The sequence below is a fragment of the Pseudomonas sp. NY15437 genome (assembly GCF_048068435.1).
GTDB lineage: Bacteria > Pseudomonadota > Gammaproteobacteria > Pseudomonadales > Pseudomonadaceae > Pseudomonas > Pseudomonas nitroreducens_B.
Window position 1 is genome coordinate 82,376 of the sequence record NZ_JBLUQC010000020.1, and the last position, 13,678, is coordinate 96,053.

Genomic DNA, 13,678 nt, shown 5'->3' on the forward strand with positions numbered 1-13,678 from the left:
CACCCACGAAAAAGCCCGGCACAGGGCCGGGCTATTCACGCAAGAGGAACGTCAGTCTGCCTGGCGTTGCAGGCGCAGCTGGGTGACTTCCTTGTTCAGCAGGTCGATGCGCCGCGCCATGCCTTCGATCAGGCTGTGGGCGATGCGCGGGTTGCTCTGCATCAGGCTGAGGAATTGGTCCTTGGGGATCACCATTACCGTGCACGGCTCGCTGGCGATCACCGAGGCGCTGCGTTTCTCGCGAGTGAACACGGCCATGGCGCCGAAGATCTCGTCCTTCTGCACATCGCCGACCTTCTGCCCGTCGACGAAGGCCTCGGCGTGGCCCTCGATGATGATGAACACGTGCTCGGCGTCGTCCCCCTGCTGGATCAGCTGGGCGCCGGCGGCGAAGTGCTGGAAGCCGGTGGCCGGACGGATCTCCGGCTGCTTGAGGTGCGCCAGGGCATCGGACAGCAGCGCGGTATGGCCAATCAGGTAGTGCAGGAACTGCTCCTGGCGCTGCTCGTGGTTGTGGATGTGGCGGAATACTTCGCTGCGCAGATACGGCACCAGGCACAGCGGCTCTTCGCTGACGTAGCGGCAGGGCGGCAGTTCGATGCCCTGGCGCAGGCCAACCAGGTCGCCTTCCTGCAGATAGAACAGCGGGCGTTCGTCCACCAGCGCATGGACCAGGCCATTCTCGATGAGGAACAGATGCTTGCCGGGCAACTCGCCTTCCAGGTCGTCGGAGCGTTCCAGGCGGATGGCTTCGCCGGCGGGCTCCAGGCCGGCGAGCAATTGCGCTGGGATGCCCTGCAGGCGATTGATCAGTCGATCGGCGTAAGCAGGTTGTTCACCGAGTAGGTACATGGCCGTAATTCCTTGATATGGCGACGGTCGAGGGCGCACGAAGGGCCCTGAGACCATAAGCGGAGAGGCTCCTTGCGTAAACATTTTCCCACAGAGCTTGTGAGCTAGCTCTTGTTACGTGTGGGAAATGTCTCAAGCTCGCCAAGAAGTGCAGCCTTGTGGGCGGGAGGCAGGTCGTTCCAGTGCACATCCAGCAGCGCGCCCTCGATGGCATAGAGCAGCACCTTGGACGCGCGAAAGCCGCGCGCACGCACGGCCCGGTAGGCGCCGACCGCCCCCAGGCGGCGCAGGTCGCTGGCGCTATGGATGCCAACGGCATGCAGCCATTGCGCGGAGGTCTTGCCGAGGTTTTTCAGGTGCAGCAGTTCGTCGTTCATCGTCGGTCCTTGCGATGGGCACGATGGGTGTCAGGTCTTGAAGGGGCCGAGAACTGCTCGTAGCGGCCGGACACGCAAAGAGAAGTGTAGCGGTGGCTGGGAAAAACGTGGCTTTGTGATATCGCCGAGAAAGCGGGGCAGGGCGATGTCGTCGTGGACGGTGCGTCGGGCGGCGCGGCCGCCGGCCGGAAGTCGCCGCAACAGGGCGATTCCGGCCGACAGGCGGTGGCTCAGAGGCCCGGCAGGCGCTGGCGGATGCTGGCGACCAGGGCGTCCAGGCTGGCGGCGTCCGGGGTATCGACGCGCTTGCTGTGCTGCTGCTCTTCGGCGCTGAGTGCGTCGCGGCTGGCCTGCTGCGCCTGGATCACGTCCAGGGTGGCGTCGGAGGGGTCGTTGCCCTCGCTCTGGCGCTGGCTCAGCCAGCCGGCGATGACCGCTTCCGGCGCCTGGCAGTCGAGGATCAGGAAGGGCACGCCGGTTTCCTCGGCGATTTCCCAGGCCGCGGCGCGTTGCTCACGCTTGAGGAAGGTGGCATCGAGCACGACGGGGTACCCGGCGCGCAGGATGTCCACGGCCAGCTCGTTCAGGCGCTGGTAGGTTGCCATAGTGGCGTCGGCGTCATAGATGCCGCCCTTGAGCTGGCCTTGCTGCTCGGCCTTCTGTTCGCCGAACAGGCGCTTGCGCTCCACGTCCGAACGCAGGCGCACGGCGCCCAGCGCCTCGACGAGACGCAGCGCGACCTGGCTCTTGCCGACGGCGGACACGCCGACGGTCACCGCCAGGAAGCGCGACGGAATGGCGCTGTAGCTCTCCGCCAGGTTGGCGTAGTTGCGGTACTGGCGCAGGGTTGCGGCTTTCTGCACGGCGTCGTTCTGGTGCGCCAGGCTGAACAGCGCGATCTTGGCGCGGACCAGGGCGCGGTAGGCCTTGTAGAAGTTCAGCAGGGCCAGGGACTGGTAGTCGCCGGTGTATTCCAGGTACTGGCTGACGAAGCGCCGCGACAGGCACTTCAGTCCGCGGTCTTCGAGGTCCATGGCCAGGAAGGCATAGTCGGCGGTGACGTCGGTGAAGCGGAACGGCTCGTTGAACTCGATGCAGTCGAACAGCACGACCTTGCCGTCGATGATCGCCGCGTTGCCCAGGTGGATATCGCCGTGGCATTCGCGGATGAAACCGTTCGCCTTGCGTTGCTCGAACACGCCGTGCAGGCGTTCGTAGCTGGATTCTGCCCAGGCTTCGAGCGCGTCGAGCTGCAGCAGGTCGGCCTTGTCGGAGAGCATCGGGCGGATCTGTTCGAAGTTCTGCCGCACCGGTGCCATGCAGGCTTCGGGAGTGCCCAGCGGGTGCTCGGTGGGAACGACCGGGGTGCGCAGGTGGAAGTCGGCGATCTGCCTGGCCAGTCCGTCGATGTGCTGGGCGCCCAGTTCGCCGCGCGCCTGCACTTCGCTGAGCAGCTGGGACTGCGGGAACTCGCGGCACTGGATCATGTATTCGATGGCCGGGCCTTCGCCGTTCAGCTGCGGCGCGGCCTCGCTGCCGGTGATGGCGATGACGTCGAGGTACAGGCCGTCAGTCAGGCGCTGGTTCAGGCGCAGCTCTTCCTCGCAGAAGTGCTTGCGCTGAGCGAGGTCGGTGAAGTCGAGGAAGCCGAAGTTCACCGGCTTCTTGATCTTGTAGACGTAGGAGCCAGTGAGCAGCACCCAGGAGATGTGGGTTTCGATGACCCGGAAACCCTCGACCGGATGGGGGAAGAGGGCGGGGTTCTGCAGGGCTGCGAGGAGAGTCTGGCTCACGTGATGTCCTTTCCGATCGAATTTCTGAAGGCAGGCATTATGGCGGCTGGGTCGGCAGGTGCAAACTCTGCGGTCGGCCGGCAACCAAATGGCCATCGTGGGGTCATAGCTCGGCCACTGACCGTCGTCCCGAGATGCGCGGCAGTTCGCATCAAGCCCGGACGCCCGCGGGAGCGGCGTCTGTCCCCTGTGGATAAAGTACGTATAATGCGCCGCCATGACGCGTCCCCGATCTTCCAAACCTCGTAAAAAGAGCGGCAAATCGTCGCCTGCCATGCGCAAGTGGCTGGGCTGGGCACTCAAGCTCGGTCTGGTTGGCGTGGTGGTGCTGGCCGGTTTTGCCGTGTACCTCGATGCGGTTGTGCAGGAGAAGTTCTCCGGCAAGCGCTGGACCATTCCCGCCAAGGTGTACGCCCGGCCGCTGGAACTGTTCGTCGGCCTGAAACTGGGCAAGGACGACTTCCTGCGCGAGCTGGATGCCCTGGGCTACCGCCGCGAAACCACCGTGGCCGGGCCCGGCGCCGTCTCGGTGTCGGGCAATGCCGTCGACCTGAACACCCGTGGCTTCCAGTTCTATGAAGGCGCAGAGCCCGCGCAGCGTATTCGCGTGCGCTTCTCCGGCGACTACGTGGCCGGGCTGAGCCGCGCCAATGGCGGCGACCTCGCCGTGGCGCGCATGGAGCCGCTGCTGATCGGCGGCCTGTACCCGGCGCACAACGAAGACCGCATCCTGATCAAGCTCGACCAGGTGCCGCCGTACCTGATCGATACCCTGGTGGCGGTGGAAGACCGCGACTTCTGGACTCACCACGGCGTTTCGCTGAAGTCCATCGCCCGTGCCGTCTGGGTCAACGCCAGCGCCGGACAGCTGCGCCAGGGCGGCAGTACGCTGACCCAGCAGCTGGTGAAGAACTTCTTCCTGACCAACGAGCGCAGCCTGTCGCGCAAGCTCACCGAAGCCATGATGGCGGTGCTGCTGGAGCTGCATTACGACAAGCGGGAAATCCTCGAGGGCTACCTCAACGAAGTGTTCCTCGGCCAGGATGGCCAGCGCTCGGTGAACGGTTTCGGCCTCGCCAGCCAGTACTTCTTCAGCCAGCCGCTGTCGGAGCTGAAGCTGCCCCAGGTGGCGTTGCTGGTCGGTATGGTGAAGGGCCCCTCCTATTACAACCCGCGGCGTAACCCCGAGCGTGCGCTGGAGCGCCGCAACGTGGTGCTCGACGTGCTCGCCGAGCAGGGCGTGATCACCGCCGACGAAGCCGCCGCCGCCAAGCAGGCGCCCCTGGGCGTGACCCGTCAGGGCAGCATGGCCAACAGTTCCTATCCGGCATTCCTCGACCTGGTGAAACGCCAGCTGCGCGAGGATTACCGCGACGAGGACCTGACCGAGGAAGGCCTGCGCATCTTCACCAGCTTCGACCCCATCCTGCAGATGAAGGCGGAGTCTGCCGTCAGCGAAACCTTCAAGCGTCTGGAAGGCCGCAAGGGCGTGGCCGAGACCGAGACCGCGATGGTCGTGACCAACCCGGAAACCGGCGAGATCCAGGCACTGCTGGGCAGCCGCGACCCGCGTTTCGCCGGCTTCAACCGCGCCGTCGATGCCGTGCGGCCCATCGGCTCGCTGGTCAAGCCGGCGGTCTACCTGACGGCGCTGGAACGACCGAGCCAGTACACCCTGACCAGCTACATCCAGGACGAACCGTTCCAGGTGAAAGGCAAGGATGGCCAGGTGTGGACGCCGAAGAACTACGAAGGCACCGCCAACGGCACCATCTTCCTCTACCAGGGGCTGGCCCGTTCGCTGAACCTGTCCACGGCACGGCTGGGCCTCGACCTGGGGGTGCCGAATGTCCTGAAGACCCTGGAGCGCCTGGGCGTGTCGCCGAACTGGCCGGCCTATCCATCGATGCTGCTGGGCGCCGGCGCGCTCAGCCCCATGCAGGTGGCGACCATGTACCAGACCATCGCCAGTGGCGGCTTCAATACGCCGCTGCGCAGTATCCGCAGCGTGCTGGCGGCCGACGGGCAGCCGCTCAAGCGCTATCCGTTCCAGGTCCAGCAGCGCTTCGACCCGGGCGCCATCTACCTGCTGCAGAGCGCCATGCAGCGCGTGATGCGCGAGGGTACCGGGCGCTCGGTCTACAACCAGCTGCCGGCGTCGCTGACCCTGGCAGGCAAGACCGGCACCACCAACGATTCCCGTGACAGCTGGTTCTCCGGTTTCGGCCAGGACCTGCTGGCGGTGGTGTGGATCGGTCGCGACGACAATGGCAAGACGCCGCTCACCGGTGCAACCGGCGCGTTGCAAATCTGGACCAGCTTCATGCGCAAGGCCAATCCCGCCCCGCTGGACATGCCGATGCCGGATAATGTCGTGCAGGCCTGGGTCGATCCGCATACCGGGCAGGGCACTGAGGCCAACTGCCCCGGTGCGGTGCAGATGCCTTATATTCGAGGAAGCGAACCTGCGCAGGGCGCGGGTTGCGGAAACCAGACGCCGGCCGGCGAAGTCATGGACTGGGTGCGCGGCTGGTTGAACTGATGCAAGAGGATTGGAAGTGAGAAAAGCTTGGTTTGCAGCGTCGGCGACTCTGGCGCTTCTGTCCGGTTGTGCGTCCCCGCAGCACGGTGCCATTCCCGTGCAGGACTCCGGCACCTCGGTGTCCAATTCGGAGCGTGTCGGCCGTAGCGGCGGTAACACCCAGGCGCCGGTGCGCGCCAGTGCCGGCCAGAGCATCCCGCAGGGGGATTCCGGCGTCACCGTGATGGTGCCGCAGGATGCCGGCATGGCGCCGATCCAGACCTTCCCGGCGCAGACCGGCGCCGCGCCGATCAGCACCTCGCCCATGACCACGGCGCCGGGGGCCACCGGCTCGACCTATTCGCAGCAACCGATCTCCACCAGTGGCGGCATCACCTCCAATGGCGGTTTCCAGTCGCAGACCTACCAGCAGCCTGCTTATCAGACCCAGCAGGCAGCACCGTCCACCGCGAAAACCTACCAGGGGCCGTCGGGCATTCCGTCGAGCAACACGGGGCTGGCCGCGGACGAGCAACTGGACGGCCCGGTGCTGGCGCTGCTGACCTCCGCCTCGCAGCAGCAGGGTGGTGGTGACCTGAACGGCGCGGCCGCCAGCCTGGAGCGCGCCCAGCGTATCGCCCCGCGCGAGCCGCAGGTGCTCTACAAACTGGCCCAGGTTCGTCTGGCCCAGGGCGATGCCGCGCAAGCCGAGCAGGTAGCGCTGCGTGGTCTGTCGCTGGCCAACGGTCGCCCGACCATGCAGGCCAGCCTGTGGGACCTGATCGCCAAGTGCCGTGACCAGCAGGGCAACGCCGCCGGCGCCGCCGAGGCGCGTCAGAAAGCCAAGGTGACCCTGTAATGGATGCGCGCGTGCTGGCCGTCGCCGATCAACTGCTGTTGATCGAACGCGAGTTGCGTGCGGTCGGCATGTGGGGAAGTGAAAGCCCGTCGACGGACAGGCTATCCAGCGTCGAACCCTTCTGCGTGGATACGCTGGCGCTGGAGGAGTGGCTGCAGTGGATCTTCCTGCCGCGGATGAAGCTGATCATCGAGAGCGGCGCGGATCTGCCCAATGCCTCGGGCATCCGCGCCATTGCGGAAATGGCCTACGCCAATGAGGGAGCTCGGGTTGCTGCCCTGCTGGAAGCATTGGGCGCCTTCGATCAACTGATCAGTCCGACGCCCTGAGCGGAGGTCAGTTGCAGTTCTCGCGGATGCTCTTCTCGCTGGCCGCGATGCGCTCCTGACGCTCTTCTTCGCTGATGCGACGCAGGTCGCCATTGCCGTCATCCACGCGAATGCGCGGGTTGTTCTTCAGTTGCGCCACGTCGGTGCGCAACTGCTGGCATTGCTTGGCGCGCTCCGCTTCCCGCTGCGCCACTTCCTGGCGGACCTTCTCGTCGGCAGCCTTCTGCTTCTCGTCGGCACTGGGCGGGAGAGTCGGCATGGCGGCGGCAGGCGGCGGGAAATTGCTGCTGGGCTTGGGCGGCGCCGTGTTGGTGTTCACGGTCGCGGCGTCGGTGCCTTCGGGCGGCTGCGCGCCGAAATGGGTAATGCCCTGGGCGTCGACCCATTTGTAGACCTGCGCGGCCATCACGGTCGGGGCCAGCGCGAGCAGCAGGCTGCCCAGGAAAATCATCCGTCGCATGCGTTGTCGATCCTTGGAAGGCGGAGTCTGGCGGTAACTATAACCAAAACGTGCACTTATTCACTCTGAGAAAGTTCACATCCCCGCTTCATTCGATGCCACATATGGCTTGACTTGACCGCCTCGTTTCAGAAGAATCCAAGGTTCGCTGCAGTGGGCCGGCCGCAAGCTGGTTTTACTCGGCAGACAAGAGGTGCTACCCGCGCCGCAAAGTTTCACCCTGTTTCGCGTTACCTCGCGCTGGGTGGAGGCTCTCCGTAACACAAACAGGAGCGTCTCCAGGTTCTGCTCAATCGGCAGTCGACGTAGCCGGCGATTACATTCGCCCATGTCTGCCGGGCAGCCATCCAAGTCGGTCCCCCACGTTGGGGGTTTCCGTATATAGCGTTCTAGAGGTGACAACGTGGAACTTTTATCCGGCGCTGAAATGGTCGTCCGCTCCCTGCGTGACGAAGGCGTTAAGTACATCTACGGGTACCCGGGCGGTGCCCTCCTGCATATCTACGACGCTCTCTTCAAAGAGAACGAAGTAACCCACATCCTGGTTCGCCACGAGCAGGCCGCCACCCATATGGCCGACGGCTATGCGCGCGCCACCGGCAAGCCGGGCGTGGTGCTGGTGACCTCCGGTCCCGGCGCGACCAACGCCATCACCGGCATCGCTACCGCCTACATGGACTCCATCCCGATGGTGGTGATCTCCGGCCAGGTGGCGAGCAACATGGTCGGCACCGATGCCTTCCAGGAAACCGACATGGTCGGTATCTCCCGCCCGATCGTGAAGCACAGCTTCATCATCAAGCACCCGGCGGAAATCCCGGAGGTCATCAAGAAGGCCTTCTATATCGCCCAGTCCGGCCGTCCCGGCCCGGTGGTGATCGATATTCCGAAGGACATGGGTGATCCGACCCAGAAGTTCGAATACAACTACCCGAAGAAGGTCAAGCTGCGCTCCTACAGCCCGGCGGTCCGTGGCCATTCCGGCCAGATCCGCAAGGCCGCCGAGATGATGCTGGCCGCCAAGCGCCCGATCATCTACGCCGGTGGTGGCGTGATCATGGGCAATGCCGCCGAGCCGCTGACCGAAGTCGCGCGCATGCTCAACGTGCCGGTCACCAACACCCTGATGGGGCTGGGTGGCTACCCGGGTACCGATCGCCAGTTCGTCGGCATGCTCGGTATGCACGGCAGCTACACCGCCAACCTGGCCATGCACCACGCTGACGTGATCTTCGCCGTCGGCGCGCGTTTCGACGACCGCGTGATCAATGGCGAGACCGCAGCCAAGTTCTGCCCGAATGCCAAGATCATCCACGTCGACATCGACCCGGCCTCGATCTCCAAGACCGTGAAGGCCGACATCCCGATCGTGGGCCCGGTGGACAGCGTCCTGACCGAAATGGTCGCCATCCTCAAGGAAATCGGCGAGACCCCGAACAAGGAAGCCCAGGCTGCCTGGTGGAAGCAGATCGACGAATGGCGCGGCACCCGCGGCCTGTTCCCGTACAACATGGGCGACGGCAGCATCATCAAGCCGCAGACCGTGATCGAGACCCTCTGCGAAGTCACCCACGGTGATGCCTTCGTTGCTTCGGACGTGGGCCAGCACCAGATGTTCGCGGCGCAGTACTACCGCTTCAACAAGCCCAATCGCTGGATCAACTCCGGCGGCCTGGGCACCATGGGCTTCGGCTTCCCCGCCGCCATGGGCGTGAAGCTGAACTTCCCGGACGCCGACGTCGCCTGCGTGACCGGTGAAGGCAGCATCCAGATGAACATCCAGGAGCTGTCCACCTGCCTGCAGTACGACCTGCCGGTGAAGATCGTCAACCTGAACAACGGTGCGCTGGGCATGGTCCGCCAATGGCAGGACATGCAGTACAACAGCCGTTATTCGCACTCCTACATGGAATCGCTGCCGGACTTCGTCAAGCTGGCTGAAGCGTATGGCCACGTCGGCATGCGCATCACCGACCTGAAGGACCTGAAGCCGATGATGGAAGAGGCCTTCGCGATGAAGAATCGCCTGGTCTTCCTCGACATCCAGGTCGATACCAGCGAGCACGTCTACCCGATGCAGATCCGCGGTGGTGCGATGCGCGACATGTGGCTGAGCAAGACGGAGCGTACCTGATCATGCGACACATCATTTCCCTGCTGCTGGAAAACGAACCCGGCGCGCTGTCCCGCGTCGTCGGCCTGTTCTCCCAGCGCAACTACAACATCGAAAGCCTGACCGTCGCCCCGACCGAGGACCCGACGCTGTCGCGCCTGACCCTGACCACCGCCGGTCAGGATGAAGTCATCGAGCAGATCACCAAGAACCTCAACAAGCTCATCGAGGTGGTAAAACTGGTGAACCTCTCGGAGAGCGCGCACATCGAGCGCGAGCTGATGCTGGTGAAAGTGAAGGCCACCGGCGCCCAGCGCGCCGAGGTCAAGCGCACCACCGACATCTTCCGCGGCCAGATCGTCGACGTCACCAGCAGCGTCTACACCGTGCAGCTGGCCGGTACCAGCGACAAGCTGGACAGCTTCATCCAGGCCATCGGCACCGCGTCGATCCTCGAAGTCGTCCGCAGCGGCGTCACCGGCATTGCCCGTGGCGACAAGACTCTCAGCATCTGATTTGAAATACGGCCCACGAGGCCAACTGACAGGGGATTACCCAAATGCGCGTTTTCTACGATAAAGACTGTGACCTCTCCATCGTTCAAGGCAAGAAAGTTGCCATCATCGGTTACGGTTCCCAGGGCCACGCCCATGCCTGCAACCTGAAAGACTCCGGCGTCGACGTTACCGTCGGCCTGCGTGCGGGTTCTTCTTCCGTTGCCAAGGCTCAGAACCACGGTCTGAAAGTGGCTGAAGTGGCCGAAGCCGTTGCTGCTGCCGACCTGGTCATGATCCTGACCCCGGACGAGTTCCAGGGCCGCCTGTACAAGGATGAGATCGAGCCGAACCTGAAGAAGGGCGCCACCCTGGCCTTCGCTCACGGCTTCTCCATCCACTACAACCAGGTCGTACCGCGCGCTGACCTCGACGTGATCATGATCGCGCCGAAGGCTCCGGGCCACACCGTGCGTTCCGAGTTCGTCAAGGGCGGCGGCATCCCTGACCTGATCGCCATCTACCAGGACGCGTCGGGCAATGCCAAGAACGTCGCTCTGTCCTACGCCTGCGGCGTGGGCGGCGGCCGTACCGGCATCATCGAAACCACCTTCAAGGACGAGACCGAAACCGACCTGTTCGGCGAGCAGGCTGTTCTGTGCGGCGGTTGCGTCGAGCTGGTGAAAGCCGGCTTCGAAACCCTGGTCGAAGCCGGTTACGCGCCGGAAATGGCCTACTTCGAGTGCCTGCACGAGCTGAAGCTGATCGTTGACCTCATGTACGAAGGCGGCATCGCCAACATGAACTACTCGATCTCCAACAACGCCGAATACGGCGAGTACGTGACCGGCCCGGAAGTCATCAACGCCGAATCCCGTCAGGCCATGCGCAACGCTCTGAAGCGCATCCAGGACGGCGAATACGCCAAGATGTTCATCTCCGAAGGCGCCACCAACTACCCGTCGATGACCGCCAAGCGCCGCAACAACGCCGCTCACGGCATCGAAGTCATCGGCGAGCAGCTGCGCGCCATGATGCCGTGGATCGCTGCCAACAAGATCGTCGACAAGACCAAGAACTAAGGTCTTCGCGACAAACGAAGAAACGCGGCGCTTGCCGCGTTTTTTCGTTTAGGGGCGGTGTTCTGGTATAAAGCGGGGGCGTCGGGTGAGTCTGCGCAGTAGCGTGCCCCGGCGAATCTCAGCCTCAACGAGTTCTCAAGGAATCGTCCATGAGTGAAGGTCACGAGGAGCCCAACAAGGCTTCCGACACCGAAGAAAGTCTGCTGCCCATCGATGAGCACATCGAAGAGGGCCACGACGCCGAAGGTCGCAAGGTTCGTCATCGCGGCATCTACCTGCTGCCCAACCTGTTCACCACTGCGGCGCTGTTCACCGGCCTGTACGCCATCATCAATGCCATGAGCGGCGATTTCTCCAATGCCGCCATCGCCATCTTCGTCGCCATGGTCCTCGACGGTCTCGACGGCCGCGTGGCCCGTCTGACCAATACCCAGAGTGCTTTCGGCGCGGAGTACGACTCGCTGTCCGACATGGTCGCCTTCGGTGTTGCGCCGGCGCTGGTCGCTTTCGAGTGGGCGCTGAGCAGCCTGGGCAAGGTCGGCTGGATGGTCGCCTTCATCTATGTGGCGGGCGCTGCACTGCGCCTGGCGCGTTTCAATACCCAGGTGGGCAAGGCCGACAAGCGCTACTTCATCGGTCTGGCCAGTCCGGCTGCCGCGGCGCTGGTAGCCGGTACGGTTTGGGCGTTCGCCGACTTCGACGTGCAGGGTGCCAAGGTTTCCCTGCTGGTGGCCCTGATGGTCGCTGCGGCCGGCATGCTGATGGTCAGCAACATCAAGTACTACAGCTTCAAGGACCTCGACCTGCGTGGCCGCGTGCCGTTCATGGCGATCCTGGTGGTGGTGCTGGCGTTCGCGGTGGTCTTCACCGACCCGCCGCGCATCCTGCTGCTGCTGTTCCTTGCTTACGCCGCCTCCGGCCCAGTGCAATACTTGTTGCAATTGCGCCGTCGCAAGCAGCCGCCTGCCGTGTAATTTCCAGCGGGCTCCGCAGTCTACTGGCGCATACAGCCAGTCGTTGCGGAGCCCGTCATGCTGATCAAGTCGTCCCGCCTGTCCGATTGCCACGAATCGGACGTCACGCCCGAATCCCTCTATCTCTCCCGTCGCCACTTTCTCGGTGGTGCGCTGGCGGCTGCCGCCATGTCCGGGCTGCCGCGGCTGGGTCTTGCCGACGGCGGTCGCTACGCGGACGTTGCGGAAGCAGCTACGCCGGCCTGGCTGACGGAGAAGCTCTCTGCGACTCGCTGGGACGCCGTGACGGTGAAAGATGAAGCCATCACGCCGTTCAAGGATGCCACCCACTACAACAACTTCTACGAGTTCGGTCCGGACAAAGGCGACCCCGCAGCCAATGCCGGCGCGCTGAAAACCGAACCCTGGTCGGTCGTGATCGATGGGGAAGTCGGCAAGCCCGGCAACTATGCGCTGGAGGACTTCATCAAGCCCTACCAGCTGGAAGAGCGGATCTACCGATTGCGGTGCGTCGAAGCCTGGTCGATGGTGATTCCGTGGATCGGCTTTCCCATCTCCGAGCTGATCAAGCGCGTGGAGCCGACCAGCAAGGCCAAATACCTACGCTTCGAAACGCTGGTGGATCGCAAGGATATGCCGGGAGTGCAATCCAACTTCGCGTTGATCGACTGGCCCTACGTGGAAGGTCTGCGTATGGATGAGGCGATGCATCCCTTGGCGATCCTGGCGGCGGGTATGTATGGCCGGGTATTGGCGAATCAGAATGGCGCGCCGCTGCGGCTGGTGGTGCCATGGAAGTATGGCTTCAAGGGTGCCAAGTCTATCGTGCGGATCAGCTTCGTCGAAGAGCAGCCGAAGACCACCTGGCAAAGCCTGGCGTCGGACGAGTACGGTTTCTATGCCAACGTCAACCCGACCGTGGACCATCCCCGCTGGAGCCAGGCGCACGAGCGTCGCCTGCCCAGCGGACTATTCAGCCCCAATGTTCGTCCCACCCTCATGTTCAACGGCTATGCCGATGAGGTCGCTTCGCTCTATGCGGGCATGGATCTGAGGAAAGATTACTGATGCGCTATCCGTACTGGCGCGCCGGGGTGTTCCTGGCGGCGCTGTTGCCACCGCTCTATTGGCTGTACCAGGCGTGGATATTCGATCTGGGCCCGGACCCGGGCAAGGCCCTGGTCGATCGACTGGGGCAGGGCGGCTTGGTCCTGCTGCTCATTACCCTGGCCATGACGCCGCTGCAGAAAATCACCCGGTGGGGTGGCTGGGTCCAGGTGCGTCGTCAACTGGGCCTGTGGTGCTTTACCTATATAGTGCTGCACCTGAGCGCCTATGCCGTCTTTATCCTTGGCTTGGATTGGGCGCAGCTGGGCGTCGAACTGCGCAAGCGCCCCTACATCATCGTCGGTGTCGTCGGCTTCCTTGGGTTGCTCTGCCTGGCCGTCACCTCCAATCGCTACAGCATGCGCAGGCTGGGCACCGGCTGGAAGAAACTGCATCGCCTGATATATGTCATCCTCGGTCTGGGGTTGCTGCATATGCTATGGGTCGTGCGCTCGGATCTCGAACGCTGGGCCGTCTACGCAGCCATAGGCCTGCTGTTGATGCTGCTCCGGGTGCCGCCTGTGGCGCGGCGTCTGCCTTTGCTGCGCGGCCGCCTGATGGCTGGCTGAAGATTCTTTCAGAAATGTGTTGACGGACTTTTTTCAGTCCCTATAATGCGCACCACTCCCAGCGACGAAGCGCTGAAAGAACTTGAAAATCAAGTACTTACAGAGATTCGAAGTTGAGAGTGGCGATCAGGCAGGTGATTCACTTGCC

General features: G+C 63.7%; 13 protein-coding genes. 9 read left to right on the forward strand and 4 right to left on the reverse strand.

Annotation, left to right across the window (positions count from 1 at the left end; all coding sequences use genetic code 11):
* Positions 1 to 51: 51 nt before the first annotated feature.
* The 3 genes from ACNFIA_RS29495 to ACNFIA_RS29505 form a co-directional block, all read right to left on the reverse strand.
* Positions 52 to 852: a cyclic nucleotide-binding domain-containing protein gene (locus tag ACNFIA_RS29495; RefSeq protein WP_259757370.1), complete on the reverse strand. Its 801-nt coding sequence runs from the start codon at positions 850 to 852 to the stop codon at positions 52 to 54.
* Positions 853 to 956: 104 nt separating this feature from the next.
* Complete coding sequence (locus ACNFIA_RS29500; RefSeq protein ID WP_138214260.1) at positions 957 to 1,229, reverse strand: TfoX/Sxy family protein; 273 nt, start codon at positions 1,227 to 1,229, stop codon at positions 957 to 959.
* 230 nt (positions 1,230 to 1,459) lie between these two features.
* The gene (locus tag ACNFIA_RS29505; protein WP_259757368.1) at positions 1,460 to 3,022 is read right to left on the reverse strand and encodes an AAA family ATPase; all 1,563 of its coding nucleotides are present in this window, start codon (positions 3,020 to 3,022) and stop codon (positions 1,460 to 1,462) included.
* Between the two features lie 217 nt (positions 3,023 to 3,239).
* Here ACNFIA_RS29505 and mrcB point away from each other — a divergent pair, with 217 nt between their 5' ends.
* The 3 genes from mrcB to ACNFIA_RS29520 are packed head-to-tail and all read left to right on the forward strand — an operon-like array spanning position 3,240 to position 6,731.
* Positions 3,240 to 5,564: a penicillin-binding protein 1B gene (gene mrcB, locus ACNFIA_RS29510; RefSeq protein ID WP_259757367.1), complete on the forward strand. Its 2,325-nt coding sequence runs from the start codon at positions 3,240 to 3,242 to the stop codon at positions 5,562 to 5,564.
* 16 nt (positions 5,565 to 5,580) lie between these two features.
* Positions 5,581 to 6,402 (forward strand): tetratricopeptide repeat protein, encoded by an 822-nt coding sequence (locus ACNFIA_RS29515; RefSeq protein ID WP_416790623.1) that lies wholly within the window; start codon positions 5,581 to 5,583, stop codon positions 6,400 to 6,402.
* Positions 6,402 to 6,731: a YqcC family protein gene (locus ACNFIA_RS29520; protein ID WP_259757365.1), complete on the forward strand. Its 330-nt coding sequence runs from the start codon at positions 6,402 to 6,404 to the stop codon at positions 6,729 to 6,731. Before ACNFIA_RS29515 ends, ACNFIA_RS29520 begins: the two co-directional genes overlap by 1 nt.
* 7 nt (positions 6,732 to 6,738) lie before the next feature.
* On the opposite strand, the gene ACNFIA_RS29525 is transcribed toward ACNFIA_RS29520, so the two are convergent.
* A complete protein-coding gene (locus ACNFIA_RS29525; RefSeq protein ID WP_416790625.1) occupies positions 6,739 to 7,191 on the reverse strand; it encodes a DUF4124 domain-containing protein in 453 nt (150 codons plus the stop codon).
* A gap of 403 nt (positions 7,192 to 7,594) precedes the next feature.
* Here ACNFIA_RS29525 and ACNFIA_RS29530 point away from each other — a divergent pair, with 403 nt between their 5' ends.
* The 6 genes from ACNFIA_RS29530 to msrQ all read left to right on the forward strand — a co-directional run bounded on the left by ACNFIA_RS29530 (position 7,595) and on the right by msrQ (position 13,530).
* Positions 7,595 to 9,325: an acetolactate synthase 3 large subunit gene (locus ACNFIA_RS29530; protein WP_259757363.1), complete on the forward strand. Its 1,731-nt coding sequence runs from the start codon at positions 7,595 to 7,597 to the stop codon at positions 9,323 to 9,325.
* A gap of 2 nt (positions 9,326 to 9,327) precedes the next feature.
* A complete protein-coding gene (gene ilvN / locus ACNFIA_RS29535) occupies positions 9,328 to 9,819 on the forward strand; it encodes an acetolactate synthase small subunit (protein WP_017516326.1) in 492 nt (163 codons plus the stop codon).
* A 44-nt stretch (positions 9,820 to 9,863) separates the two neighbouring features.
* Positions 9,864 to 10,880 carry a ketol-acid reductoisomerase gene (ilvC, locus tag ACNFIA_RS29540; protein WP_017516327.1) on the forward strand — a complete coding sequence of 339 codons (1,017 nt, stop codon included), beginning with the start codon at positions 9,864 to 9,866 and terminating at the stop codon, positions 10,878 to 10,880.
* Positions 10,881 to 11,029: 149 nt separating this feature from the next.
* Positions 11,030 to 11,854: a CDP-diacylglycerol--serine O-phosphatidyltransferase gene (pssA, locus tag ACNFIA_RS29545; protein ID WP_088416411.1), complete on the forward strand. Its 825-nt coding sequence runs from the start codon at positions 11,030 to 11,032 to the stop codon at positions 11,852 to 11,854.
* A 57-nt stretch (positions 11,855 to 11,911) separates the two neighbouring features.
* Positions 11,912 to 12,922, forward strand: a complete 1,011-nt coding sequence (msrP, locus tag ACNFIA_RS29550) for a protein-methionine-sulfoxide reductase catalytic subunit MsrP (protein WP_416790627.1) — start codon at positions 11,912 to 11,914, stop codon at positions 12,920 to 12,922.
* Positions 12,922 to 13,530, forward strand: a complete 609-nt coding sequence (gene msrQ / locus ACNFIA_RS29555; RefSeq protein ID WP_416790628.1) for a protein-methionine-sulfoxide reductase heme-binding subunit MsrQ — start codon at positions 12,922 to 12,924, stop codon at positions 13,528 to 13,530. The genes msrP and msrQ overlap by 1 nt, the downstream gene beginning before the upstream one ends.
* Positions 13,531 to 13,678 lie beyond the last annotated feature (148 nt).